Origin of the sequence: Nitrococcus mobilis Nb-231 (assembly GCF_000153205.1) — a bacterium.
Lineage (GTDB): Bacteria > Pseudomonadota > Gammaproteobacteria > Nitrococcales > Nitrococcaceae > Nitrococcus > Nitrococcus mobilis.
In genome coordinates this window covers 3,529,530-3,554,158 of record NZ_CH672427.1, presented here as the reverse complement: position 1 = coordinate 3,554,158, position 24,629 = coordinate 3,529,530, and the positions used below count along the sequence as shown (strand labels likewise).

Annotated in this window: 26 protein-coding genes; 7 read left to right on the top strand and 19 right to left on the bottom strand. The window is 59.3% G+C overall.

From position 1 onward, the window contains the following. Window positions 1-82: 82 nt before the first annotated feature. Genes NB231_RS16175 through NB231_RS16165 form a run of 3 tightly spaced genes read left to right on the top strand, consistent with a single transcriptional unit; the run spans window position 83 to window position 3,200 of the window. Window positions 83-691, top strand: coding sequence for an ABC transporter ATP-binding protein (locus NB231_RS16175; protein WP_005005051.1), 609 nt, complete (start codon window positions 83-85; stop codon window positions 689-691). 19 nt (window positions 692-710) lie between these two features. Then, the gene (locus tag NB231_RS16170) at window positions 711-1,868 is read left to right on the top strand and encodes an ABC transporter permease (RefSeq protein ID WP_005005049.1); all 1,158 of its coding nucleotides are present in this window, start codon (window positions 711-713) and stop codon (window positions 1,866-1,868) included. A 6-nt stretch (window positions 1,869-1,874) separates the two neighbouring features. After that, a complete protein-coding gene (locus NB231_RS16165) occupies window positions 1,875-3,200 on the top strand; it encodes an ABC transporter permease (RefSeq protein ID WP_005005047.1) in 1,326 nt (441 codons plus the stop codon). Between the two features lie 18 nt (window positions 3,201-3,218). Here the strand turns inward: NB231_RS16165 and NB231_RS16160 are convergent, their stop codons facing one another. Both NB231_RS16160 and NB231_RS16155 read right to left on the bottom strand, forming a co-directional pair. Then, window positions 3,219-3,476, bottom strand: coding sequence for a cytochrome C oxidase subunit IV family protein (locus NB231_RS16160; protein ID WP_040662600.1), 258 nt, complete (start codon window positions 3,474-3,476; stop codon window positions 3,219-3,221). 2 nt (window positions 3,477-3,478) lie between these two features. Next, a complete protein-coding gene (locus NB231_RS16155) occupies window positions 3,479-4,075 on the bottom strand; it encodes a cytochrome c oxidase subunit 3 family protein (protein WP_005005044.1) in 597 nt (198 codons plus the stop codon). 590 nt (window positions 4,076-4,665) lie between these two features. Between NB231_RS16155 and NB231_RS16150 the strand changes: the two genes are divergently transcribed. After that, window positions 4,666-5,865 carry a TraB/GumN family protein gene (locus NB231_RS16150; protein WP_005005042.1) on the top strand — a complete coding sequence of 400 codons (1,200 nt, stop codon included), beginning with the start codon at window positions 4,666-4,668 and terminating at the stop codon, window positions 5,863-5,865. Window positions 5,866-5,922: 57 nt separating this feature from the next. Continuing rightward, the gene (locus NB231_RS16145) at window positions 5,923-7,068 is read left to right on the top strand and encodes an aminotransferase class V-fold PLP-dependent enzyme (protein ID WP_005005040.1); all 1,146 of its coding nucleotides are present in this window, start codon (window positions 5,923-5,925) and stop codon (window positions 7,066-7,068) included. Between the two features lie 149 nt (window positions 7,069-7,217). Here NB231_RS16145 and NB231_RS16140 read toward each other — a convergent pair whose 3' ends face one another. From NB231_RS16140 to NB231_RS17175, 12 genes are all read right to left on the bottom strand, one after another. Then, window positions 7,218-7,577 carry a PilZ domain-containing protein gene (locus NB231_RS16140; RefSeq protein ID WP_050756128.1) on the bottom strand — a complete coding sequence of 120 codons (360 nt, stop codon included), beginning with the start codon at window positions 7,575-7,577 and terminating at the stop codon, window positions 7,218-7,220. Next, window positions 7,516-8,589, bottom strand: a complete 1,074-nt coding sequence (holB, locus tag NB231_RS16135; RefSeq protein ID WP_005005035.1) for a DNA polymerase III subunit delta' — start codon at window positions 8,587-8,589, stop codon at window positions 7,516-7,518. Before holB ends, NB231_RS16140 begins: the two co-directional genes overlap by 62 nt. After that, window positions 8,586-9,254 (bottom strand): dTMP kinase, encoded by a 669-nt coding sequence (tmk, locus tag NB231_RS16130; RefSeq protein WP_005005034.1) that lies wholly within the window; start codon window positions 9,252-9,254, stop codon window positions 8,586-8,588. The genes holB and tmk overlap by 4 nt, the downstream gene beginning before the upstream one ends. A gap of 12 nt (window positions 9,255-9,266) precedes the next feature. Then, entirely contained in the window at window positions 9,267-10,286 is a 1,020-nt protein-coding gene (gene mltG / locus NB231_RS16125) for an endolytic transglycosylase MltG (RefSeq protein ID WP_005005030.1), read from the bottom strand. A gap of 164 nt (window positions 10,287-10,450) precedes the next feature. After that, window positions 10,451-11,695 (bottom strand): beta-ketoacyl-ACP synthase II, encoded by a 1,245-nt coding sequence (gene fabF / locus NB231_RS16120; protein ID WP_005005025.1) that lies wholly within the window; start codon window positions 11,693-11,695, stop codon window positions 10,451-10,453. Between the two features lie 250 nt (window positions 11,696-11,945). Next, window positions 11,946-12,185 (bottom strand): acyl carrier protein, encoded by a 240-nt coding sequence (gene acpP / locus NB231_RS16115; protein WP_005005024.1) that lies wholly within the window; start codon window positions 12,183-12,185, stop codon window positions 11,946-11,948. A gap of 127 nt (window positions 12,186-12,312) precedes the next feature. Continuing rightward, window positions 12,313-13,062 (bottom strand): 3-oxoacyl-ACP reductase FabG, encoded by a 750-nt coding sequence (gene fabG, locus NB231_RS16110; protein ID WP_005005023.1) that lies wholly within the window; start codon window positions 13,060-13,062, stop codon window positions 12,313-12,315. A gap of 2 nt (window positions 13,063-13,064) precedes the next feature. After that, window positions 13,065-14,021 carry an ACP S-malonyltransferase gene (gene fabD, locus NB231_RS16105; protein ID WP_005005022.1) on the bottom strand — a complete coding sequence of 319 codons (957 nt, stop codon included), beginning with the start codon at window positions 14,019-14,021 and terminating at the stop codon, window positions 13,065-13,067. Between the two features lie 29 nt (window positions 14,022-14,050). After that, entirely contained in the window at window positions 14,051-15,022 is a 972-nt protein-coding gene (locus NB231_RS16100; RefSeq protein ID WP_040662598.1) for a beta-ketoacyl-ACP synthase III, read from the bottom strand. Then, the gene (plsX, locus tag NB231_RS16095; RefSeq protein WP_005005017.1) at window positions 15,019-16,050 is read right to left on the bottom strand and encodes a phosphate acyltransferase PlsX; all 1,032 of its coding nucleotides are present in this window, start codon (window positions 16,048-16,050) and stop codon (window positions 15,019-15,021) included. Before plsX ends, NB231_RS16100 begins: the two co-directional genes overlap by 4 nt. Before the next feature lie 266 nt (window positions 16,051-16,316). After that, window positions 16,317-16,496, bottom strand: coding sequence for a 50S ribosomal protein L32 (gene rpmF, locus NB231_RS18100; RefSeq protein WP_005005016.1), 180 nt, complete (start codon window positions 16,494-16,496; stop codon window positions 16,317-16,319). A 41-nt stretch (window positions 16,497-16,537) separates the two neighbouring features. After that, complete coding sequence (locus NB231_RS17175; RefSeq protein ID WP_005005013.1) at window positions 16,538-17,068, bottom strand: YceD family protein; 531 nt, start codon at window positions 17,066-17,068, stop codon at window positions 16,538-16,540. Window positions 17,069-17,316: 248 nt separating this feature from the next. On the opposite strand from NB231_RS17175, the gene NB231_RS16080 reads away from it, so the two are divergent. Then, window positions 17,317-17,892, top strand: coding sequence for a Maf family protein (locus NB231_RS16080; RefSeq protein ID WP_005005007.1), 576 nt, complete (start codon window positions 17,317-17,319; stop codon window positions 17,890-17,892). Between the two features lie 81 nt (window positions 17,893-17,973). On the opposite strand, the gene NB231_RS16075 is transcribed toward NB231_RS16080, so the two are convergent. Next, on the bottom strand, window positions 17,974-18,933 hold the full coding sequence (locus NB231_RS16075) for an RluA family pseudouridine synthase (protein WP_040662593.1): 960 nt from the start codon (window positions 18,931-18,933) through the stop codon (window positions 17,974-17,976). A 206-nt stretch (window positions 18,934-19,139) separates the two neighbouring features. After that, window positions 19,140-19,370 (bottom strand): hypothetical protein, encoded by a 231-nt coding sequence (locus tag NB231_RS19940; protein ID WP_050756127.1) that lies wholly within the window; start codon window positions 19,368-19,370, stop codon window positions 19,140-19,142. Here NB231_RS19940 and NB231_RS16070 point away from each other — a divergent pair. Beyond that, the gene (locus NB231_RS16070; protein WP_156777055.1) at window positions 19,351-22,092 is read left to right on the top strand and encodes an Rne/Rng family ribonuclease; all 2,742 of its coding nucleotides are present in this window, start codon (window positions 19,351-19,353) and stop codon (window positions 22,090-22,092) included. The genes NB231_RS19940 and NB231_RS16070 overlap by 20 nt on opposite strands. A gap of 204 nt (window positions 22,093-22,296) precedes the next feature. Here NB231_RS16070 and NB231_RS16065 read toward each other — a convergent pair whose 3' ends face one another. The 3 genes from NB231_RS16065 to lpxK form a co-directional block, all read right to left on the bottom strand. Continuing rightward, window positions 22,297-22,773, bottom strand: coding sequence for a low molecular weight protein-tyrosine-phosphatase (locus tag NB231_RS16065; protein WP_040662591.1), 477 nt, complete (start codon window positions 22,771-22,773; stop codon window positions 22,297-22,299). Between the two features lie 80 nt (window positions 22,774-22,853). After that, the gene (gene kdsB, locus NB231_RS16060; protein ID WP_005004999.1) at window positions 22,854-23,630 is read right to left on the bottom strand and encodes a 3-deoxy-manno-octulosonate cytidylyltransferase; all 777 of its coding nucleotides are present in this window, start codon (window positions 23,628-23,630) and stop codon (window positions 22,854-22,856) included. Then, a complete protein-coding gene (gene lpxK, locus NB231_RS16055) occupies window positions 23,627-24,622 on the bottom strand; it encodes a tetraacyldisaccharide 4'-kinase (RefSeq protein WP_005004997.1) in 996 nt (331 codons plus the stop codon). Before lpxK ends, kdsB begins: the two co-directional genes overlap by 4 nt. Between the last annotated feature and the right edge of the window lie 7 nt (window positions 24,623-24,629).

The following is a 24,629-nucleotide window of genomic DNA, read 5'->3' as shown; positions in this document are numbered from 1 at the left end:
ACAGGGCATATCCACGGCAGTCGACCTAATCCGACTCCGAGGCGTCAGCAAGAGTTACTTACGTGGCAAGCAGCGCGTCGAGGTGCTGCACCACATCGATCTCGACATTCCCGAGGGCGATTTCATCGCGCTAATGGGGCCGTCTGGATCGGGTAAAACCACTCTGCTCAACCTAATCGCCGGACTCGACTCGCCTACCCATGGCAGCGTGACTATCGCCGGGCAGCGAATCGATCGCCTATCCTCGGGCGAACTGGCGCGCTGGCGCGCCACCCATGTCGGGTTCGTATTTCAGTTCTATAATCTGCTGCCGATGCTCTCGGCGCAGAAGAATGTCGAGCTGCCGCTGCTGCTCACTCGTCTGAGTGCTGCTCAAAGGCGCCGTCATGCCAACATCGCCCTGCAACTCGTCGGGCTCACAGAGCGCGCCAGCCATCGGCCCGGCGAGCTCTCCGGCGGTCAACAGCAGCGCGTCGCCATCGCCCGGGCCTTGGTCTCCGACCCGATGCTCTTGGTCTGCGACGAGCCCACCGGCGATCTCGACCGACATTCGGCCGAGGAGGTGCTGCGTTTGCTGCAGCGCCTCAACCGCGAATATGGCAAAACCATGATAATGGTTACCCATGATCCGAAGGCCGCAGAGCACGCACTGCGCACCCGCCACCTCGACAAAGGAACCTTGGTCGGGTAGGCCCTATGAGAATACGCTCGTGAAATACCTACCCCTGCTCTGGGCTGGTCTGCTGCGCCGTAAAACACGCACCGTGCTCACGCTGCTATCGGTAGTGGCCGCCTTTACGCTATTCGGCATGCTCGATGCCGTACGCATCGCCTTCAATGCTCCGAATAGCGTTGCCGGGCTCAACCGTCTGATCGTCACTTCGCGGTTTTCCATCATTCAACCGCTACCGTTTGCTTATATTAGCCGGATTCAAGCCATAACAGGCGTTCAGGATGTCGCCTATGCCATATGGTTCGGTGGCATCTATCAAGACCGTAAGAATTTTTTCCCCAATATGGCGGTAAGCGTGCAAGAATACCTGACCATTCATCCCGAACTCGTCTTGCCCGCCGCCCAACAACAAGCCTTTCGCCACACCCGCACCGGCGCCATCATCGGTAGAACCCTAGCCGAGCGCTTCGACTGGAAAATCGGTGACAAGATCCCACTCAAGGCAACCATCTTCCCGAAAAAGGACGGTGGCAATATATGGACCTTCGATCTAGTCGGCATCTTCCATGCGGATCGTCCAGAGCTACAAGGCATCGAGCGGCAGATGCTGTTCCACTACGATTATGTGGACGAGGGGCGTCTGCAGGATCAGGGCACGGTCGGCTGGTATATCGTCCAGGTGAGCGACCCGGCTGACTCCGATCGGGTGGCGTTAGCGATCGATCGCCTGTTCGCGAACTCCGCGCACGAGACCAAGACCCAGAGCGAGAAGGATTTTCAGCGTTCCTTCGTAAAACAAATCGGTAACATCGGGTTGATCGTCAGCACCATCATGGGTGCAGTATTCTTCACTCTCATACTGCTCACCGGCAATACGATGATGCAAGCCATTCGCGAGCGCATTCCCGAACTGGCCGTCCTGAAAACCATCGGCTTTCCCAACCGCGTCGTGCTGCTGCTGGTGCTCGCCGAAGCCATCGTAATCATGCTGTGCGGTGGCCTCGGTGGACTGATGCTCGCGCACGCTCTATTGCCCGTCATGGCAACAGCCACCAGCGGGCAGCTCAATCTGCCACTCACTCTGGCTACTTGGCTGCTGGGACTGGCCTTGATGATACTGATCGGCCTATTGGTCGGCTTGCCGCCCGCCCTACGCACGCTACGGCTCAACGTCGTCGACGCGCTGCGCGGGTAAGCGACGATGGCGAAAGCGGCTCGCATAATCGGTCGTATGCTACACCCGATCGGGGTGGGGTTACTCGTCCTAGTCGGCCTGGGCACCTGGATAATGGCGCCGTTGCTGGTGCTGATATTGGCCGCGCTGGGCGCCACCTGGCTCGTGGCGAGCCGCCGGGGGCACCAAGCCCTGGCGATCACCTGGACTGGGCTGGCGACGCTACCTCAGCGCCTCGGTGGTGCCTTCGTTATCGTGATCGGCATCGCCGGCGTCGTGGGGGTATTAATTGCCCTGCTGGCCATGGCGAAGGGCTTTCAAACCACCTTGCAGCAGGCCGGCAACGACGACACCGCAATCGTGCTTCGCGCCGGCGCCAATGCCGAACTCTCCTCGAGAATCGATCGTGCCAGTGCGATTTTGATCGCCCAGGCACCAGGTATTTTACACGATGCCCAGAACCATCCGATCCTCTCCAAGGAGGTGGTCGTCGTCACCAATATCCCCAAGCGCTCCACGGGTACCGACGCCAATGTCGAGGTGCGCGGTGTCGGCCCCAGGGTCTGGGCCTTGCGTCCCGACGTCCAAATCATCAGTGGACGCCGCTTCAAGCCCGGGTTGCGCGAGCTTGTCGTCGGGCGTGGTGCCTGGGTGCAGTTCAAAGGACTGGATCTGGGCTCGAGCGTGCAGATCAACAACCAGGAATGGCAGGTCGTCGGCGTATTCGCCTCGGGCAATACCCATGAATCCGAGCTCTGGGGCGATGCGGAATCGGTGGCTGCAGCCTACCGTCGCAACGGCTTTCAGTCGGTGACGGCACGCTTGACGAGCCCGACCGCCATTGACCGCTTTAAGGTCGCCCTCGCCACGGATCCACGCTTGAAAGTGGACGTAGAGACAACACGCGCCTACTACAGCAAACAATCGCAGCGCTTGACAAACCTCATACAGGTGCTGGGTACGGGGATCGCCACGATCATGGGCTTCGGCGCGACCTTCGGAGCGCTGAATACCATGTATGCCGCAGTCGCAGCACGGGCCCGAGAAATCGCTACTCTGCGCGCGCTGGGCTTCACCGGCCTTCCGCTCGTCACGGCACTGCTGCTGGAAACCATGCTGCTGGCACTGCTAGGGGGCGTCCTCGGTGCCGGGATCGCTTATGGGCTGTTCAACGGCTACACCGTCTCAACACTTGGTTCCAACTTCAGCCAAGTCGTATTTCAGTTCCAGGTCTCTACATCATTGTTGCTGAACGGGCTGCAGTGGGCACTGGCGATCGGCTTCCTCGGCGGCCTATTCCCCGCACTGCGAGCCGCAGCGTTGCCCCTCACCGTAGCCCTACGGGAACTCTAAATCAGTGCGGTGCGGAAATCATGAACCGCTTGTCGCGCGCACGATACCCACTACGCCCAGGACGATAAACAGCCAACCGCTTAAGGCGACCCGCCATAAGACAGGGGCATGCCGCAGTTCCATGAATCGATCGATAACAAGTTGACCTTTGATTGCTACCAGAACCAGCACGACGAATACCAGCCAATCAGCGCCTCGATAACCGCGCAGGAACCACATGAGAAGCGTCAGCACCAACAGCGTCAACCAAGTTGTGATTAATGCTCGCTTGGCCATGATCAAGGCAAAATATAAAGCAATGGAAAGAGAACGATCCAGACCAAATCCACCATGTGCCAGAAACTCGCTGCAGTTTCGATCCCGGTAGGACTGTCGGCGTCATAGGCTCCGAACAAGCAGCGCACGGCGACGATCAACAGGACAAGCATAGCGATCAGCACATGCAACAAGTGAAAGCCTGTGGCCAAAAAATAAAAAGAATAAAAAATGCTGGTACCCAGCCGATATCCCGCATCGATTAACGCTTGGTATTCCGCGATCTTGATTAAGGCAAATAGTGCCCCAGTAGCCATACCGCCGAGCAATAACAGCACACAAGCTCTAATGCACCCTTGGCGAATGGAACGCACGGCGCTGGCAACGAAAAAACTCCCGGTAATCAGCACCAGAGTGTTGGCAAATCCGGCTGCGACATGCAGCGTCCGAGCGCCTTGCGCAAAGGTTTCCGGGGCGTTGCGCCAACCGACCTCGAGACCCACGAACAGCAGCCCGAAGACAACCAGCTCAGTCAGAATGAAAAGCCATATAGCGATGTCACCGGGCAGCGCCCGCGACTCGGGATCATGGGCAAGCAGGGCTTGATCCGATAGCGTCATAACTCACCTCATCAGATCGCTGTATCGCCGCAGCCAACCAAGGCTGCGGATACAACCGTTGCTGAGCATGATAGCAGCGAGCGCTCACACTCTCATCGCTAAGCAAACCGCCTACGCAGACAAGAAGGCGACGGCCCCCATACCGCTGCGGTCCAATTCTGATCCACGCCATCCGCCAACTCAGCAATCTGCAGTAAAGTAGCATTTTTGAGTTAATAGGGCGGAACGGAGAGATTGGGCGGCGCCGGAGATCCGTCAACGATTCGGGCCGGCCAGATCATACTTGGAGCCATGCCAGGGACAGTAAAAAACCGCCGAGCCAGGGCGAACCGAGCTGCGGCTGATACTCCGGAATGCAGTCGAGATGGGTGCGAATCGCAATCAGAAACCAGATACCCTGGGTTGATCAATCGTATTGGCCGGCGGCGCGCGAAGCGGCAGAGCCTCCGCGCCGGAGCGTTCCAGTCGATCAAAATCGGCGTAAAAGGGGCATTTCAGCGCTTGAGCATTGGCCGCTTGTTAGCATTGCCTTTGCGCATGGCAACACATCAGCGATAATCGGCTCTTAACACGCAGTACGGAGTGAAAGCATGAGCGAGCCGGCGCGGGCGCACCTGTCGAGGACGATAACCGTCGGCGATACCGCTTTCACTCTGCTCGGCACAGCGCATGTCTCGCGCACCAGCGTCACAGAAGTCGAAGACGCGATTGCCTGCGGTAACTTCGACGCCGTCGCGGTCGAGCTTTGTACTCAGCGTTACCGTGCGCTGGACGAACCGGATGCGTTGGAGCGACTCGATCTCTTCCAGGTGCTACGCGGCGGCAAGGTCGGCTTGGTCGCGGCCAGCTTGGCGTTAGCGGCGTTCCAGCAACGCTTGGCCGATCAATTCGGGACCCGCCCAGGTGCCGAAATGGAGGCGGCTATCAAAAGAGCCGACGCGGCAAACCTCCCGATATGGCTGGTAGACCGGGACATCAGTATCACGCTCAAACGCATTTATCAGCGTATTCCATGGTGGCAACGCTTTACTCTGCTCAGTGGCCTCATCGTCAGTAGCCTCTCCCGCGAAAAGATAACCGAGGCAGAAATCGAACGGCTCAAAGAGGGTGACCTACTGGAATCCACCTTCGCCGACTTCGCCGAGCGCTCTGCGCTGCTCTATGAGACTTTGATTACCGAACGCGACCAGTACATTGCCGCCCGGCTGTTGCAAAAGGCCCAACAGTCGCAGCCTACCAACGTATTGGTGGTAATCGGGGCCGGCCATCTAACCGGTGTCGAAGCGGCCTTGCACGAGCCCATGGCCGACCCTGAAGCGACCCGCAGAACACTCGAGCGGACGCTCCCCAAGACGCGGTGGCTGAGATGGCTTCCCTGGGCCATCGTTGGCTTCATCTTTGCGGGGTTCGGGCTCGGCTTTGCACGTAGCCCGACACTCGGGATGGAGTTGATCGTTGAATGGGTATTGATCAACGGCAGCCTCGCCGCAGTCGGCGCGCTCATAGCCGCCGCTCATCCACTGACCATAGTCACGGCTTTCTTGGCAGCACCGCTGACTTCTTTGAATCCGACAATCGGCGCCGGCTTCGTCACGGCGGCCGCCGAAATGGCGCTACGCAAACCGCTCGTGCGCCATTTCCGAACGTTGCGCTCCGATGTCACCCGACTGCGCGGCTGGTGGCAGAATCGGATTTCGCGCACCTTACTCGTGTTCCTCTTCTCAACCTTGGGCTCTGCAATCGGGACCTATGTAGCCGGCTTCCGCATCGTGGAACGCCTGTTTTACTGACAATTGCCGCTGTTCGCTTATCCGAAGAACCGGCCGAAACATGCGTGGAGGACCTGGATGCGGGATGAGTTTCCCCACGAAAACGGGCTTATTTACTTGAACCACGCCGGGGTCGCCCCATGGCCGCGGCGTGCCTATGATGCCGTGGCCGCTTTCGCCCAGGAGAACATCAGCCGTGGCGCCGCAGACTACGCCCGCTGGAACGAAGTCGAACAACAACTGCGCGAGCGTCTCGCTCGTCTGATAGTCGCACCCACGACCGACGATATCGCTCTGGTGAAAAACACCTCCGAGGGACTTTCTCTGGTGGCCTACGGTTTAGACTGGCAGGCGGGAGACAATGTCGTGATCAACACCCACGAATTCCCCTCCAACCGTATGGTCTGGGAATCCCTTGGCAAGCGTTTTGGTGTCGAAGTGCGCGATGTGGCACTCGATGGCGCCGCCACACCGGAAGACGCGATCCTAGCGGCAATGGATGCGCGCACGCGGGTGCTGCCTGTCAGTACGGTCCAATATGGCTCGGGCTTACGCATGGACCTCGAACGCCTAGGCCAAGCATGCCGAGATAACGGCACATTATTTTGCATCGACGCCATCCAATCGCTGGGGGCATTACGCCTGGATGCACCTAAAATCAACGCCGACTTTGTAACCGCGGACGGCCACAAGTGGATGCTCGGACCGGAGGGGCTCGGCTTGTTCTATAGCACGCCGCAGGCGCGGGATCGCCTGAACCTACTCCAATACGGTTGGCACATGGCCGCACATATGGGCGATTACAGCAACCCCGATTGGAGTACGACAAGCAGCGCTCGGCGCTTCGAGGCCGGCAGCCCGAATATGCTAGGTATTCATGGCCTCGAAGCCAGTCTGGCCGTCCTGGAGGAGATCGGTGCAACGCAGGTGGAGCAGGCCGTGCTGAATAATGCGCGCCACCTGATTAGGCGCATTCAGACGGAGCCGAGATTGACCCTCATCAGCCCAGCCGAAGCACACCGTCACGCAGGCATTGTGACCTTCCGCGCCAACGGGGTGGAAGCACTCCCTTTATACCAGCGCCTGCGCCGCAGCGGCGTCGTATGCGCCTGCCGCCTCGATGGTATCCGTTTCTCCGCGCACTATTACAATACCGTCACGGACCTCGACCGAGCCATCGATCTCGTGTTGGCGATCCAGCGTGATCTGAAGGCGGGAAGCTGAAAAGCTTATCACGTCCCAAGCGCCGCGCAGCGGCGCCTGCCCCGGAGTGATTCACAACCGGCTGCCTGCCGAAACCGCACTGTAGCGAAACGGCGTGACTGACCAAGGTCGCGCGCGGGGGCTCGCGGTTACGGTATTGAGTGCCATCCCTACATGGTGTGCGTGGGCCGCTCGGATTCCAGAGCGCCCGCCAGATGGGTCTCAATTTTGGTTCGTGCGGGGCCGCCGTCTTTATCCGTAAACTGCAGGCCAATCCCAGCAGTCCGATTGTCCTGCGCCCCACGCGGCGTAACCCAGACGACACGTCCGACGACGGGAATTCTTTCGGACTCCTCCATGAGGCTCAATAAAATGAACACCTCATCGCCCAGCTCGTACGGCTTCGTGGTGGGAATGAAGAGTCCGCCATTTTTGACATAGCTCATGTAGGCAGCATACAGGGTATGCTTATCCTTGATAGAGACCGATAGAATCCCCTGACGTGCGCCCGACTGCGACTTTTGCAGCATATCCGCTCACCCTGTCTTTTGCGAGGCGTGCACCGCGGGTGGCCGTTCGCCACCTGATGAACAAATCCTCGATCACAAGCTGCTCGTTGAGCGGCTGATCAAGGATCCGTCGGGTAGCAACCACCTCTTCCATGTAATCGTGCAGGCACGAATGATCTATCCTCTCAGTTAATGTTTGCAGATCGGCTCGGCCAGGGATGCGATCTAGCTCGCACTCCGTAAATGCAGCGCGCGCGAGCTCGGCAAGTGCCAGCTGCAGCAGTTCGATCCAGTCACGCAGCCCTATCCCAGTCCAATTTTGCGCCGCCAATACCGGCGATCGGTGGCCCTCGACAATCGCGAGCAGGTCTGCGATCAGCGCCGCATACCGCCCCTCGGTCCCGGCCTGAGCATAGGCCATAGCCCGCAGCGGTGCACCGCCGGCCAGCGCCAATAGGCCAATCGCCTCGGGACAGTGCTCAGCCAGCCACTCGCGGGCAAGCACTGCAGGCGGTGGCTGCAACTGCACCAACCGACACCGGCTACGCAGTGTCGCCGGCAACTGTGAGAATTGGCGGGCGACCAATATGAGCACTGCGGCCGCAGGCGGCTCCTCCAGAGTTTTGAGTAAGCTGTTTGCTGCCGCCAGCGTCATACGGTCCGCCGGATCTACCAGCGTAACGCGATACCCGCCGTATTGGCTCGACCGCATCAGGAACTCGATGAGCCTGCGGATCTGATCGATCTTGATAGGTCCACCTGGCTCGCTTTCGGGATGCACCGCATAATGATCGGGATGACTTCCAGCCGCCTGCAGATGGCAGCATCGACAACGACCGCAGCCGTCACCATCGGAGCGGGGCGAGGCGCACAGCAGCGCCTGGGCAAACCGAATGGCGAGCCTGGACTTCCCCAACCCAGCGCTGCCGACAACGGCAATGGCATGGGGCACCCGTCCTCGCCTATGGCAGGCAGCCAATCGGTCCCAGACCGGCTGATGCCAAGGCAGGTGATCGGTCTGCGCTGCACTCATCTCGTTTCGACACCGTCGTTGAGCAGATCGGCAAGAGCAGCTGCGATCTGGGTATGTACCGCCTCGCGTGAGCCATCGGCCTCGATCCGTCGCATGCGCTGCGGCTCCGCACGGCAGCGCTCCAGATAGACGCACCGTACGCGCTCGAAAAAGGCCTGGCGCTCGCTCTCGAATCGATCCAGATTGCCACGGCTGGCGATACGCCCCAAACCTACGGTCACCGGCACGTCTAGGTACAAGGTTCGATCGGGCCGTAGCTCACTCTGCGCCCAATGCTCTAACAAGCCTACACGAGTAGCGCCAAGCGCCCGACCACCACCTTGGTAGGCATACGTCGCGTCTGTAAAGCGGTCGCAGACTACCCACTGGCCAGCCGCCAAGGCCGGTCTTATAACCTCGGCCAAGTGCTGCGCACGCGCCGCAAAGACTAATAAAGTTTCAGCATCCCCTGCCATGCCGCGGAAACGGTGATCCAGCAATAGGGCGCGCACCGCTTCCCCCAGCGAGGTCCCCCCAGGCTCCCGAGTAAGCACGGCCTCGATGGCCTGATTTCGCAGCAACTTAGCCAAATAGTCGAGACAGCTGGTTTTACCAGCACCTTCAATGCCCTCGACCGTAATAAATCGCGCTGGCCGAGTAGCGTTCGTTATTGTCGTGGGGCCCATTGTCGTAGCTCATTATTCATGCAACACATACTTGCGCACCGCTTGATTATGCGCGGTCAGCGTGGCGGAAAACGTATGACTGCCATCGCCGCGGGCAACGAAATACAATGCATCGCCGGCAGCGGGATGCAGCACTGCAGCAATTGCATCACGCCCGGGTAACGCAATCGGAGTCGGGGGCAGGCCCTTGCGGGTATAAGTATTGTAAGGTGAGTCTTCACGCAGGTCGCGGCCGCGAATATCGCCGTCGAAATGCGCCCCCAACCCATAGATGATGGAGGGATCCGCCTGCAGTCGCATGCCACGCTCAAGCCGACGGATGAAAACTCCGGCAATTCGCCGACGTTCCTTCGGCAAAGCGGTCTCCTTCTCGACCAGGGACGCCAGAATCAGCGCTTGATAAGGGCTTTTCAAGGGCAAGCCTGTGGCGCGCTGCCTCCATTGCACTCCCAGCTCCTGCTGCATGGCCGCATAGGCACGTTTCAGAAAGGCGATGTCGGTGGTACCTCTGGGGAAAAGATAGGTCTCTGGAAGGAAACGACCTTCCGGATCTTCTCCCGCATACCCCAACCGCGCCATAACAAGATCAGCCGCGGCGGCACGGGGTAAGGTATGGCATAAGGCGGTATTGGCCTCGACCGCGCGCAAAAGCTCACGAAATGTCCAGCCCTCGATAAGGGTGAGCTTGTGCTGGATCACAGCGCCGGCAACGATCCTATCGAGCAGTTGCGACATCGATATCCCGGGCTCCACGGCATATTCACCCGCCTTGACCACAGAAGCCCTACCACTGAGCCGAGCATAAAGGCTCAGCAGCCGTGGGTATTCAATCCAGCCGCGTTGCTTGAACTGGTTCGCCAACTCGGCGAATGAAGTGCCCACGGACACTTCCACGATCTGCCGTTCACCGGTGGTAAAAAGAGGCTTCGTCTCCAAGCTTTTCAGCGCCACTACAACCCCGAGGGCAACCCCGCTGCCAACCAACAGGCTCCCCACCAGCAGGATCAACGCGATCCGACGTGGCCGCCACATGCTCGACTCACTCCCCGCTGATTCCCGGTAACCACACGGCTGACCTACCGAACTGAGCCATCAGCGTCCCAGGCGTTCGGATCGATGACACCGCACCCACCCCCACCGCCTTAAACCAAAACGACTCAAAAGCGACCGGTATCCACCGTAGTGCAGAGATACACTCAAACCAGACGGCGAAAGATCACACTTGCATTGGTTCCGCCAAAGCCGAAAGAGTTTGACAAAACGACGTCGATAGACAATTCGCGCGCCTTATGGGGCACGAAGTTCAGATCCAGATCGTCATCCGGATGATCGAGATTGATTGTAGGTGGGGCCAGCTGATCCCGCAGCGCCAGGATGCTGAAGATGGCTTCAACACCACCTGCCGCGCCGAGGAGATGACCAGTCATGGATTTGGTGGAGCTCACGGCGAGTTTTTCGGCGGCATGATCCCCGAAAACGCTTTTAATTGCATCGCATTCGACCCGATCTCCAGCCGGGGTCGATGTGCCATGCGCATTGATATAGTCGATCTCATTGCAATTGAGCCGCGCATCTCGCAGTGCATTAACCATCGCGCGCTGCGCTCCCTCTCCGTCCTGCGACGGCAAAGTCATATGGTAGGCATCCGCACTCATGCCAAAACCAACGAGCTCGGCATGGATTCGCGCGCCGCGGCGCTTGGCGTGCTCCAATTCCTCTAACATCAGCACTCCGGCGCCGTCGCCGAGCACGAAGCCATCTCGATCTCGGTCCCAGGGCCGGCTGGCGTGCGCAGGATCCTCATTGCGCATCGACAGCGCCCGCGCCGCAGCGAATCCGCCGAGCCCTGTAGGCGTCGTGGCGAATTCGGCCCCGCCGGCGAACATGACGTCGGCATCACCGTAGGCGATTACTCGGCCGGCCTGACCAATGGTGTGGGTCCCGGTTGCACAGGCACTGACAATCGCGAAATTAGGGCCCTTGATACCGAGCAAGATAGCGAGATTCCCGGAGAGCATATTGATGATCGCGCTCGGGACATAGAAGGGGCTGATTTTGCGCGGCCCCCCCTTGAAAAACGCTTGCTGCGCATTCTCTATGCTAAATAAACCACCGATGCCCGAGCCCAAGCAGGCCCCAATGCGCCCTGCATTGTCATCGGTAATCTCGAGCTCTGCATCTCGCAAGGCATCCACAGCCGCAGCGATGCCGTAATGAATGAATGGGTCCGCTTTCCGCGCTTCCTTCGCGGCAAGGTAGCACCCGACATCGAAACCTCGGACCTCTCCGCCGAAGCGAACCGGATAGCCGGCCGGATCAAAACGCTCGATGGTGCGAATGCCGGTGCGACCCGCACAGATGTTTTGCCAAGCTTCCGCCACGGTATTACCGACCGGGGAAATGATACCCAGCCCTGTTACCACTACACGCCGTGCAGCCACGGACACAACCTCCGAAAACTAGGGCCTGCCGGATAAAGACTTGACCTCGCCCTTGGCAACTTATGGGGTCTACGTCGCTTGATCCGCATACTCTATAAAAATGAGAAACTACTATTAGGCGTGGGCTCAGGATGTCGAAAGCTCGGTTGAGTTTTCGACATCCTTGCCTACGCCCAATGTACAGTAAAGCCAGTCTTGCCGGCCAAACGCCGGAAACCAATTTTGGAAGTCAATTGCGCTCGCGCGTAGCCTATTGTTCCAAGTGCTGGTTGATGTAATCGATGGCTTGCTGCACCGTTGTGATCCTTTCCGCCTCCTCATCCGGAATCTCGCATTCGAACTCTTCCTCGAGAGCCATTACGAGCTCGACGGTATCCAATGAATCGGCACCAAGATCGTCAACGAAGGAAGCCTCCGGAGTCACCTCCTCCTCTTTAACTCCAAGCTGTTCGACGATGATCTTGCCTACACGTTCTTCGACACTGCTCATCTTGGCTCTTCCTCCGAAATATGGAATGGTTCCACCCGTGCACGTTCCTCAACACATGCTACCGAACCGATGGAGGGCGTATTGTAGGGTGAAGACACTCAGTCATGCTACTGATTGGCATCCCACCTCAATACATATGCAAGCCGCCATTGACGTTCAGCGTCTCGCCGGTAATAAAACCCGATTCCTGGGCAGCCAGGAAAAGCACCGCAGTGGCGATGTCCTGCGGTTGGCCTAACCGTCCAAGGGGCATCTGCGCCAATAAGGCCTCCCGCTGTGCCGCCGCCAGCGACTCGGTCATATCGGTGGCGATGTACCCCGGCGCCACGGTGTTCACCGTAACGCCACGGGAACCAACCTCCCGCGCCAACGATTTGCTCAGACCTATGATACCGGCTTTGGCGGCTGCATAGTTGGCCTGCCCAGCGTTGCCCATGAGTCCCACCACCGAGGCAATGTTTATAATCCTGCCGTAACGGGCCTTGATCATCCCCCGCAGACACGCCTTGCTCATCCGATAGACCGAGCCGAGGTTCGTGTCAACAACGGCGTCCCATTCTTCTTGCCGCATCCGCAGAAACAACGCATCACGCGTGATACCAGCATTGTTTACCAATACGCTCGGGTTACCGAAACGTCGCCCCAGGGTCGCCACCACGGCATTCACTTGCTCGCCATCGGTCACATCGAGCACCATACCCGCACCAGTGATGCCCGCTTGCGTTAAATCCCCTTCAATCCGCTCCGCTCCTGCCTCGGTAGTAGCCGTGCCGATAATCGTCGCACCGGCTCTGCCCAGCGTGAGCGCAATCGACTGTCCCAGGCCGCGGCTTGCTCCTGTAATGAGCGCAATTTGATTCTCCAAAGAGAACGCCATGGTCAATTTCCGCCCCCTTTCAGTAGCGCTTTGTCGAGCGATGCCAAATCAAACACGGCCACAGCATCCATCCGACGGTCGATGCGGCGGTTGAGCCCTGTCAGTACTTTGCCGGGGCCACACTCGACCACCCAAGCCACACCATCTGCAGCCATGCGCCGTATGGTCTCGACCCAGCGCACGGGACAGTGCAACTGCTCGACCAGACGCGCTCGGATCGTATCTGGGTGTGCCGCCCGAGAGATGTCGACGTTATGCAACACCGGCAGGACCGGCACCTTGATCTCCACTGCTGCGAGACGCTCGGCAAGCCGCACCGCCGCCGGACGCATCAAAGCACAGTGGGAGGGTACGCTAACCGGTAATTCCACCGCGCGTTTCGCTCCAGCCGCTTTTGCCAGTGTAACTGCGCGGTCAACCGCCGCCGTACAACCAGCAATGACTACCTGGCCCGGCGCATTAAAGTTGACGGCCTCCACCACCTGCTCCTGAGCCGCCTCCTGGCATATCAGACCTACCTGATCATCATCAAGGCCGAGGATCGCTGCCATCCGCCCCTCGCCTGTGGTCACCGCCTCTTGCATGAAGCGGGCGCGATCAGCGACGAGCCGGGTTGCCACACCGAAATCAATCGCTCCAGCACACACCAGCGCAGTGTATTCACCAAGGCTGTGCCCTGCCAGTACGGCCGGAGTCGCACCGCCGCGCTGATGCCAGCAGCGCCACACGGCGACCCCGGCCGCCAGCATAATCGGTTGAGTTCGCTCAGTGCGGTTGAGTTCGCTCTCCGGACCGTTTTGGACCACTGCCCACAGATCGACCTGAACGGCCTCCGAAGCTTCTTGGAAAGTGTCGCGCACGATGGGGAAGGCCTCCCCCAAATCAGCCAACATACCCACTGATTGGGATCCCTGGCCGGCGAAGATGAATCCAGACTTATTTTTTTCACTGATGGTCATTTGTCAACAGCTACCACGACCGCCTACGCTCAATATCGCACCAACGCCGAACCCCACGTGAACCCAGCACCGAAAGCCTCGAGCAGCAGCAGCTGGCCCCGTTGAATACGCCCGTCGCGCACGGCGACATCGAGCGCTAACGGAACCGAAGCCGCTGAGGTATTACCGTGCCGATCCGCCGTCACGATTACCTGCTCCATGGAAAACCCGAGCTTGCGAGCCAGCGCCGCCATAATTCGGATGTTGGCCTGATGCGGCACGAGCCAGTCCACATCCTCACGCGCAAGGTCATTGGCCTGTAGCGTTTCATCTACCAACGCGCCCATGCTGCGCACAGCGGCCTTGAATACATCATTACCGCGCATAGTGATTTTGCCGGAGGTGGGAGTCAGTCGCTCGTAACCTTGAGAGATGCCCCAGGGGACATTTAGCAACGCCTGCTGACGACCGTCCGCATACAGCTGCGTGGACAACACACCAGGCTCATCGGCGGCCTCCAGAAGCACTGCACCGGCACCGTCTCCAAAGAGCACACAAGTCGTACGGTCTTCCCAATTCAGAATCCGCGAGAACGTCTCCGCCCCAATCACCAACGCCCGCCGTGCACCGCCGGTACGGATGAAGCGATCGGCGACATCCAGCGCATAGATAAAGCCGCAGCAGGCCGCCGCGATGTCGAAGGCAATGGTCTTGCCTGGGATATCGAGTCGTTCCTGTATTAGGCAAGCGGTGCTCGGGAAAACCTGATCCGGAGTGGACGTCGCTAACACGACCAAGTCCACCTCGCGGCCGGCTATACCCGCCGCTTCCAGGGCGCGCTGAGCCGCGACAACGGCAAGATCGCTACAGGTTTCTCCATCCGCCGCGATATGGCGTTCAATGATTCCGGTACGCTCACGTATCCATGCATCGGAGGTCTCGACCATACGCTCCAGATCATGGTTCGTTATAACCCGTTCGGGTAAATACCCTCCCGTTCCGCGAATGCGTGAAACGCTCACGTCTGCAGTTGCTCCTGAGAGAAAATCTCTCTAAGCCGTTCGTCAATGAGCCGAGGTACGGCTTTTTCCGCTTCCAAGATCCCAACATCGATGGCCCGCTCGAATGCGACGGCATCGGCACCGCCATGACTCTTAACGACAACCCCACGCAATCCGAGCAGACTGGCGCCATTGTACTGGCGCGGGTCGAGCCGTCTGCGCAACGAGTGCAGCACCGGAAGCGCAATCAAACCGGCAAGCTTGCTCAAAAGATTCTTATGAAAGGCTTCCTGTAGATATCGGGAAATCACGAAGGCGACACCTTCACTGCTCTTCAAGGCGACGTTGCCCACAAAACCATCACAGACCACGACATCGGCCACGCCTTTGTAAGCGGAATCGCCTTCTACATAACCAATGTAGTTCAGCGTACTGGCTTGCAAGAGCTGTGCCGCCCGCTTGACCTGCCCATTGCCTTTGATCTCCTCTTCCCCCAGGTTCATTAGCCCGATTCGTGGGGAGTCGGTGCCACTCGCCCGCGCCAGCACCGAACCCATTACGGCGAACCGAAAGAGCTGCTCTGCGGCGCAGTCTACATTACCTCCCAAATCAAGCATGTGGAAACAGCCACCGAGACACGGGATCGTCGTGCAAATCGCCGGACGATCAATCCCTGGTAGGGTCTTCAGCACATAGCGGGCCATGGCCACAAGCGCACCGGTGTTGCCGGCACTGACGCAGGCATCGGCCACCCCCTCCTTGACAAGATTCACGGCCACGCGCATGGAGGAATCCTTCTTGCCGCGTAAAGCCTGCGAAGGGAGCTCGGCCATGTCAACGACCTGGGAAGCAGAATGGATGCGTAATGCCTCACATTCTTGCCCACCGTGGCGATGAAGCTCTTCACGAACCATTTCCGGTCGGCCGACCAGAATCAGATGAACCAGCCCAGAATGGCGGTTGAGCGCCCTGAGCGCAGCCGGTACCACGGCCGCCGGACCGTGATCCCCGCCCATGGCGTCCAAGGCAATCGTAAAGCATTGCGACATAGGTGCTGAAATTGACCATGTGAAGGGCAGAGATTACTGGCTGCTGCCTAGCCCGGAAATTTCATGAATCGCGCACGCCTTCGCTTGCCCCTTGAATCCACAGAAGATTCTGCTCAGTCGGGCGGAGTCACCGATACGCCGCTCCTTCACAAAAGCTCCTGTGAATCCACAAGCTGCACAAGCATTAATCATCGCGCGGATTTATGAAACTTCCGGGCTAGGGCACGCGATCGCCACGAAGTCATTACGAGCGCAGTAAAACGGTGTCAGCTCTCGTCATGGGCGATTATTTTCCGACCCCTGTAATATCCATCGGAGGAAATATGATGGCGACGATTTGTCTCCCCGGTCGTCGGATCCACCGAAAGCGTTGGCCGCTTCAATGCATCGTGCGCACGCCGCATACCCCGTTTGGACGGGCTTTTCCGACTCTTTTGAACGGCCATGGTCCAATATCTCCTCCACAGTACAATCGGACGATTGACACTTAATCGCCCCTCTTTTTGAGCTGTTCGAGCACCCCAAAAGGGCTTTGCTGATGAAGCGCCCCCTCTACCGCTCCGGATGCCCTAGTGTGCATGCGATGCTGCTCGCATACTTCATCCTGCCCGTGCCTCGTCACGGACGGCAAAGCCAGCAGTAATTCGTCCTCGAGGGCGGTCAGCAGGTCAATCACACCCCCCGGCGCGATGAGCGGGTCAGCGTCCTGCCCGAGTGCTTCCGCCTCGGCGAATGAACCGACAACAAAGAGCCGAAACGGCGCCCGCAGCAGAATCGCTTTCGGTTCCAGGCACCGCTGACACTCCCGATGCACTCGGGTCGTAGCGACACCGGTAACGATGACCTGCATGGCCTCCTTGAAGTCCACTTCGACGGCCGCGTTGACTTCGCCCGCTGAGGTGATCACCAGTTCTCGAAGCCGGTGCATCGTGGTGAGCGGTACGGCGCCCACGAACCGCGCGCCACCCGCATCAAGGCGTCCAATATCGATCGATTTCGGAAGGGTTCCGTCCGACATAAACGAGCGATATTAATTGTTACTATCCAACGTGTCAAAAGGACTTGAAGTTATGTATGCTGTGGTAGCGAATCGCCCCCCTGATCGCCCTGACCGCGACGACCGGCGACTCCGCCTGAACCTGTATTTCAGACCAATCGCACTCCCTCCTCCCGTCCCACTGGTCTATTTCGAGCAAGCCAAGTGCAACGGCGATATGCTCCGCCTCAGTATGCTTTAGCACCACCCAAGCACCACCTGGAGAATTCATGCGATTGATACTCGGTTCCGCCTCGCCCTACCGCGCCGGACTGCTGCGGCGCCTGGGATTGCCATTCGAGCAGACACCGGGGCGGATCGACGAGACGCCCCGCCCCGATGAAGACCCGGCCGCCTATGTCGTGCGCCTGGCCATTGCCAAGGCAAAGGCAGCGGCACCGCTCGACGAACCCGCGCTGATAATAGGCTCCGATCAAGCCGCGGTACTCGATGGCGAGATTCTCGGCAAAGCCCAAACACTCGAGCGCGCAATCGCGCAGCTACGCCGCGCCTCGGGGCGTCGCGTCGAGTTTCTCACTGGATTGGCCCTCATCAACAGCACCACCGGCGCTGTACAATCGGACATGATCCCCGCTCGGGCCTATTTTCGCCATCTCTCCGAGGCAAGCATCACGCGCTATGTCGAACATGAGCGTCCGCTTGATTGTGCCGGCAGCATCAAAGTCGAAGGCCTTGGAATTGTATTGTTGCAGCGGCTTGAAGGCGATGACCCCACAGCCCTGATCGGCTTGCCGCTGATCCGCCTCACTGCGATGCTGGCAGCGGAAGGCATACATTTACCCTAGCTGAACGCGCGGCGAGATAACGTATTGTCGCACGGCGGCGGCTCGCTTTGATTCCTTCCGAGCGCGTCCGGCCGGCATTGCTCATCTCGCGCCTCCTTCCGCTGAGGCATTTTCGCGTAAATACTGCAACACTGCGGCCAACTCCTCGCTGAGTGCGGCCTGTACAACCAGCTTATCCTGCCCAGGCAACGCGAAGGCCACACGGCTTGCATGCAGAAACAAACGACGCAAGCCAAATCGACGCAATGTACGATTGGCCTGCGGGTCCCCATAACGCGCATCGCCCGCCACAGGATAGCCGCTGTACGCCGCATGCACCCGAATCTGATGCATCCGCCCGGTATGCAGCATCACATCAACCAGTGTCCAACCACGGTGCCGCTCGATGGGATGAAACACAGTCAGAGCCTGACGCCCCCCGATCGACACCTGCACGGGTTGCAAAAGCCCTTGGCCTGGACGGCGTTCAAGTGGCGCCTCCACACGCATCGCGCTTGCCAGCTTACCTCTTAACAAAGCCAGATAGCGCTTCTCAACCCGATTAGAGCGCATGAGCGCGTGGATTTGGCGCAATGTCTCGCGCCGTTTGGCAATGATCAGACAACCACTGGTATCGCGATCGAGACGGTGGGCCAAATCCAAGGGAAGGGTACCAGGACGCCGCGCGCGTATGGCTTCGATAACCCCATAGGCAAGGCCACTGCCACCATGCACGGCAAGCCCGCTTGGTTTGTCCAGAATTAGTAATTGCTCGTTCTCATAGAGAATCGCCTGTTCGATGCGCTGGAGAATACGCGCCGACGGCGCGCCGCCGAGTTCGCGTTCCTGCAAGCGCATCGGCGGCAACCGCAAGCGATCACCACGGCGCAAGCGATATTCGGGTCGAACCCGGCCACCATTTACTCGGACTTGCCCCTGGCGCAGCAAGCGATAGACCCGAGTTCTCGGTAAGCCCTTGAGTTCCCGAAGTAGAAAATTATCCAGCCGCTGCCCTTCGTATTCGCTTGCGACCTGGATGTGGCGCACTCCCGACACAGGCATCTCTCAACCCAATCTTAATAGAATACGGCATAATAGCCGTCACGGGGCATTTGAAGCATTCTTGCAACGCTGCTAGAGTACGTTGGGAGTTTCAAAATATGTACTCCGTGAAACGAAAACTCAGCTGGGAACGCTCGCTGCCAAGCGTAGCGAAGCGTTTAACGAGCACTAAGTTTTTCCCAAGGTTTATCATTCAGGCACCACGCCTATCCATATGCGCCCAATCGGCTGCGCCCACCCGGGCTCTCGTCTTTGATCACCACATGACGAGCATGCTTGTCTCGCAACTGATCCCCGTGATCCACGGATTGTTGATCGAGCAGGTCACGCCGTTGCCGCTCACCTACCAGGGTCGGAGCGCCGGCACCCCGCGTGGTATGACGAGCATTCAGGTCGAGCGCTGGAGAAAAGGACCCAATGAAGAGGATGTTGATCAATGCAACCCAGCCCGAAGAGCTGCGCGTTGCGCTAGTGGATGGCCAGTCACTCTACGACCTAGACATTGAGACACCCGCACGGGAGCGAAAAAAGGCCAACATCTACAAAGGCAAAATAACGCGTGTTGAGCCGAGTTTGGAGGCCGCCTTCGTCCAGTACGGCGCCGAACGTCACGGTTTTCTTCCCTTCAAAGAAATCGCGCGCGGTTATTTCCAGACCGAAGAAGATGCTGATCTGACCAAAATTAGCATCAAGGAGGCCATTCGCGAGGGGCAAGAACTCGTCGTCCAGGTAGACAAGGAGGAGCGCGGCAACAAAGGCGCAGCGCTTACCACATTTATCAGCTTGGCCGGACGCTATCTTGTGCTCATGCCGAACAATCCACGGGCCGGCGGCGTTTCCCGGCGCATCGAGGGGCAGGATCGCAATGAGATCCGCGATGCGCTGCGCTCGCTAGATGTGCCTGAGGGCATGGGGCTGATCGTGCGCACTGCGGGTGTTGGACGCAGCGTCGAGGAACTGCAATGGGACCTGGACTATTTGTTGAACCTCTGGATGAGTATCCAGAAAGCCGCCGCCGAGCGAAACGCACCACTGCTCATCTATCAGGAAAGCAACGTCATCATTCGGGCGTTGCGTGACTACCTGCGCAACGATATCGCCGAAATTTTGGTCGACGATCCCGACGTGTACGAACAGGCGAAGGGCTTCATCCAACAGGTAATGCCCCACAACCTGGCCAAGCTCAAGCCCTACCAGGACAACGTCCCGCTGTTTACGCGTTATCAGCTCGAGAGCCAGATCGAATCGGCCTTCCAACGCGAAATCCGCCTTCCAAGCGGCGGCGCCATCGTCATCGATCGTACCGAGGCGTTAATCTCGATCGACATCAACTCCTCACGCGCCACCAAAGGCGCGGATATCGAGGAAACCGCGCTGCAAACCAACAACGAGGCGGCCGACGAAGTTGCCCGGCAACTCCGCCTGCGGGACTTGGGCGGCCTCATCGTAGTCGATTTCATCGATATGGGTGCCAATCGCAACCAACGTGAAGTTGAAAATCGGCTACGCGAAGCCGTCAAGATGGACCGGGCGCGGGTCCAAGTCGGCCGCATCTCCCGCTTCGGATTGCTCGAGATGTCACGCCAACGGCTGCATACCTCGCTTGGTGAATCCAGCCAGGAGGTATGCTCCCGCTGTGGTGGACGCGGCACCGTGCGTGGGGTTGAATCATTGGCGCTTGCGGTTCTACGCATCATCGAAGAAGAAGCGATGAAGGAGAAAACCCACAAGGTATTGGCACAATTGCCCATCGAAGTAGCTACTTTTCTCCTCAACGAAAAGCGCTCCGTATTATCGGCCACAGAGCAACGCAACGGCGTCGAAATCACGCTAATCCCCAATAAAACGTTGGAAACCCCACACTATGAAATCCAACGGATTCGCACCGACGACCGCACAGCCGAAGGCTCCAGCTACCAGCTGGTAGCAAAGACGCCACAGGGCAAACTCGCCGAGCAACTGGTGGCTGCGGCCACCCAAAAACCGCGTATAGAGGAGCCGGTAGTAAAGCATTTGAAGCCGTTGACCCCCGCACCGCTGCCGTTGCAGATGAAAAATTCGACGCTGCACGACCCCCTCCCCATGAGCAAAGGGCTCAGCAGCTTTTTCGGCTGGCTGCGAAAGTTAGTACCCGGCAGCGAGCACGGCGCGGATCTGGGAACGACTGCGAACCGTGGTAACGAGCCTACTCGCACTCAGAACGTGCGCGGCGCTAATGCGCGCAGCGATGACACAACACAAGGGCGCACGTTAGCCGATAACTCTCAATCCATGACGACGGCTGGCCAAGAAGCGGCTTCGGTTGATGAAAAAACCGAGGCAAATGGGGATGGCCAAGCTCACGGTAGCAGCCGACGGAGCAGTCGCCGCGGCCGTCGCGGCGGGCGCCGGCGTCGCCGTAGCAGCGACAAAAGCCAGCAGCTGGGCGCACAACCGGAAGCTGTGTCCGGAGAAGCAACCCAAACGCCACGCGCGCCGGGATCCGAATACGAGCCGGTGCAACCTGAACCCGATTCGACATCGGGCAGCCCTGTGGAGCCACCCCGGGCTACACCAGCGCACACCACGTCCTCGTCCAAAACCGACGCGGCGGATACGGCTAAGGGTAGCATAGGTGGCGATCCGCGCCGCTGGCCCGGTCGACCACGGATTCCCCATAATGAAGGGTCCGCAGAGCGGAATATCGCCGCGCCACAAATGGCGCTGCGGCCAGAATTAGAATCCACCAGCCCAGCGGCACCCAACGAGGAAACGACGCGCGGCACCGCTGCCACAAAGCAGGCCGCGGTGAAACCGGAGGTACCACGCCTGGCTGCGCCGGCATCATCAGCCCCCGTCGAGCCGACCCAAATTCGGGAGCAGCGAACGGACGGCCCGCTCGCTCGAGAGGATGACTCGGCCAAGCCACCGGTAGTGTTAGAGGCAAACGACGGCAAACTGGAGTCAGCGGACAAAGCGAGCACTGCGGCACCGGCAAAACCAAAGACGCGCAAAGCCTCGGCTAATAGCAGCAAGAAGGCGCCCAGTCGCGCCCAGCGAAGTAAGGAGCCGCAAACACAACGTCGCAAACGACCCAACCCGGAAAACGAGGGAGAGGCGGACTCCAAATCAGATGGGGAACGTGCCGTAGCCGGTGGCGACGATTCTCTGGCCCGTTGAACTCGACCGAGTAGGTGCGACCACGGCTAATGGATAGCTGCTTACCTATTCACGCCGTGCCCGCACCTACTCCAAACTTATGGCAGCGGAGCCAATGTAACTGCTGAGCCTCGCGCGGTCGCGATCTGCTGGTCGATAAGCACTTGCCCGAAAAAGGCTTTTGTAACCCCTTTCCACGATCGCCGCGGCAAAGACCGACAAACGCTAAATATGATGCCGATCGCGGATTGCCTGAAGCAATCCCCGAGCCGCCTCGTCCACCAGATCGAGGACATGCTCGAAACCATCACGGCGCCCGAAGTAAGGATCCGGAACTTCGGATTCCACCAGTGCCGGTGCGAATTCCAATAACGTGTGGATACGCTCGTGGCGGTCGACAGGCGCCTTCGCCTGCAACCAGGCTAGGTTGCTGCGATCCATAGCGAGAATCCAGTCGAACGTATTGAAGTCGAATTCATCGACCGCCCTTGCGCGCAAGTCACTGATGTCAATGCCGCGCCGCGCCGCAGCCTCCATGGCCCGCGAATCAGGCGGACGCCCCACATGATAGTCGTGCGTTCCCGCCGAGTCCGTTTCGATCAACTGCGCCAGCCCCTCGGTCTTGACAAGGTTACGAAAGATCCCTTCTGCCGTGGGCGAGCGGCAGATGTTGCCCATACAAACAAATAATACGCGAATCATGTTTCCCGAGCTCCGGGATCGATGGATGGATTACGAATCACTGTCACCCCACGCACCAGGGTCTGTTGACAATTACACTGTCAATGAGACAGGCGGCTCAGCCGGCGCTCGACAAGCAACAAATCCGCCTCTGTATCTACGCCCGGCCCGGACGGTTCCTGTGCATCCTCCACTTGGATCGACTCCCCATGCCAGAGCATCTTGAGCTGCTCAAGTTGTTCGTGTTGTGCCAGCTCACACGGAGACAGCATCTGATAGCGGCGTAGAAAAGCCGCGCGGTAAGCGTAAATCCCCAGATGGCGCCGATACATCCCGGCTTTTGTCAGCACGGCGGGCGTGTGACTACCGGCCTCGCGATCCCAGGGGATCGGCGCACGAGAAAAATACAGCGCGCGCCGGTCGGCAGCCACGACCACCTTGACCACATGGGGGCTGGCAAGCTCTGCCGGGTCATGAAGGGGCGTAGCCAATGTCGCGATCGCCACACCGGGGCACCGATCGAGAACCTCGGCCACCTGATGCAACAGTCTCGGCGGCATCAGCGGCTCGTCGCCTTGGAGATTGACTACAATGGCCTCATCGGGAAACCGCTCACGACGCACCACCTCGGCTAAACGATCGGTACCGGTCGCGTGCGCCGGGTCGGTCATCAACGCCTCGGCTCCGAAAGCCTGGCAGGCCGCGACAATACGCCGATCGTCGGTCGCCACTAGAACGCGTACCGCACCGCTTGCAACAGCACGTCGATACACATGCTCAATCATCGGGCGACCGGCGAGCGAGCGCAACGGCTTGCCAGGCAGCCGTGTGGAACCGTAGCGAGCGGGTATGATCACAATGAACTCGGTCACGGTCAATTATCGACTGTACGTGGAAGAAGGCGCGAGAGCAGGGAATCTAAAGCATTCTGCGTCCGGACATCCGGTTCCGCCGCCACCGGCAGGTACCACAAACCATCCACGGCCATTCGCCGACACTTAACCGCATCCTTCTCGGTCATTATGATCGGCAGCGGTTCGGCATATTGTAGGTCTTTCAGCCGAAACACATGATGGTCCGGAAATGGCTGTGGTACAACACGATAACCCAGCGTCCGCAGGAGGCGAAAAAAGCGCTCGGGGTAACCGATACCGGCTACCGCCCGAATACGCGAGCCGATCATGGGGGGGGCCACCGAGGGTGAGTCACACCCGAGTGCAATAAGCCGGCCCGGCACCAAGCGAAAGGCATACCCTGCACTATCCACGACACCGCCGTTACCCACCACAAGATCGACTCGCCGCAGACGCGACAGCGGCTCACGCAACGGCCCAGCAGGGAAACAGCGCGCGTTTCCCGCTCCCCGGTCAGCATCGAATACCACGATTTCGGCATCACGTTCTAGGCGATAATGCTGCAGCCCGTCATCGCTGATGACAAGATCACAGCGCCCATCCCTGACGAGACACTCCGCCGCCGCCACCCGGTCTGCCCCCACGGCGACCGGTGCTCCCGTGCGTGCGGCAATCAGCACCGGTTCATCTCCTTGATGCACCGGATCGTCATCTGCCTTCACTAGTCGGGGTTTGCCGCTCGAATAGCCCCCATAGCCTCGAGACACTACGCCTGGTCGCCAACCACCGGCGCGCAACCGCTCCACGAGCCAGATGACCAGCGGTGTCTTGCCGCTGCCACCGACGAACAGATTCCCAACCACGACCACCGACACCCCGACCCGGTAACTTCGCAGCCAGCCGCGGCGATAGGCGAACGCACGCACTTGAACCGCACCGCTGAAACAGGCCGCCAGCGGCCGCAAAATGCGAGCCGGCCATCCCTGCTCAAGCCAGAACTGGGGCAGGGCCAGCATGGTCGAT

Excerpts from the sequence above, each read along its gene's own strand:
- NB231_RS16165 (WP_005005047.1), top strand. The coding sequence starts at position 1,875 with ATGGCGAAAGCGGCTCGCATAATCGGTCGTATGCTACACCCGATCGGG.
- NB231_RS16160 (WP_040662600.1), bottom strand. The coding sequence starts at position 3,476 with ATGGCCAAGCGAGCATTAATCACAACTTGGTTGACGCTGTTGGTGCTG.
- NB231_RS16155 (WP_005005044.1), bottom strand. The coding sequence starts at position 4,075 with ATGACGCTATCGGATCAAGCCCTGCTTGCCCATGATCCCGAGTCGCGG.
- NB231_RS16150 (WP_005005042.1), top strand. The coding sequence starts at position 4,666 with ATGAGCGAGCCGGCGCGGGCGCACCTGTCGAGGACGATAACCGTCGGC.
- NB231_RS16145 (WP_005005040.1), top strand. The coding sequence starts at position 5,923 with ATGCGGGATGAGTTTCCCCACGAAAACGGGCTTATTTACTTGAACCAC.
- NB231_RS16140 (WP_050756128.1), bottom strand. The coding sequence starts at position 7,577 with ATGCTGCAAAAGTCGCAGTCGGGCGCACGTCAGGGGATTCTATCGGTC.
- holB (WP_005005035.1), bottom strand. The coding sequence starts at position 8,589 with ATGAGTGCAGCGCAGACCGATCACCTGCCTTGGCATCAGCCGGTCTGG.
- tmk (WP_005005034.1), bottom strand. The coding sequence starts at position 9,254 with ATGGGCCCCACGACAATAACGAACGCTACTCGGCCAGCGCGATTTATT.
- mltG (WP_005005030.1), bottom strand. The coding sequence starts at position 10,286 with ATGTGGCGGCCACGTCGGATCGCGTTGATCCTGCTGGTGGGGAGCCTG.
- acpP (WP_005005024.1), bottom strand. The coding sequence starts at position 12,185 with ATGAGCAGTGTCGAAGAACGTGTAGGCAAGATCATCGTCGAACAGCTT.
- fabG (WP_005005023.1), bottom strand. The coding sequence starts at position 13,062 with ATGGCGTTCTCTTTGGAGAATCAAATTGCGCTCATTACAGGAGCAAGC.
- fabD (WP_005005022.1), bottom strand. The coding sequence starts at position 14,021 with ATGACCATCAGTGAAAAAAATAAGTCTGGATTCATCTTCGCCGGCCAG.
- plsX (WP_005005017.1), bottom strand. The coding sequence starts at position 16,050 with ATGTCGCAATGCTTTACGATTGCCTTGGACGCCATGGGCGGGGATCAC.
- rpmF (WP_005005016.1), bottom strand. The coding sequence starts at position 16,496 with ATGGCCGTTCAAAAGAGTCGGAAAAGCCCGTCCAAACGGGGTATGCGG.
- NB231_RS17175 (WP_005005013.1), bottom strand. The coding sequence starts at position 17,068 with ATGTCGGACGGAACCCTTCCGAAATCGATCGATATTGGACGCCTTGAT.
- NB231_RS16080 (WP_005005007.1), top strand. The coding sequence starts at position 17,317 with ATGCGATTGATACTCGGTTCCGCCTCGCCCTACCGCGCCGGACTGCTG.
- NB231_RS16075 (WP_040662593.1), bottom strand. The coding sequence starts at position 18,933 with ATGCCTGTGTCGGGAGTGCGCCACATCCAGGTCGCAAGCGAATACGAA.
- NB231_RS16070 (WP_156777055.1), top strand. The coding sequence starts at position 19,351 with ATGAAGAGGATGTTGATCAATGCAACCCAGCCCGAAGAGCTGCGCGTT.
- NB231_RS16065 (WP_040662591.1), bottom strand. The coding sequence starts at position 22,773 with ATGATTCGCGTATTATTTGTTTGTATGGGCAACATCTGCCGCTCGCCC.
- lpxK (WP_005004997.1), bottom strand. The coding sequence starts at position 24,622 with ATGCTGGCCCTGCCCCAGTTCTGGCTTGAGCAGGGATGGCCGGCTCGC.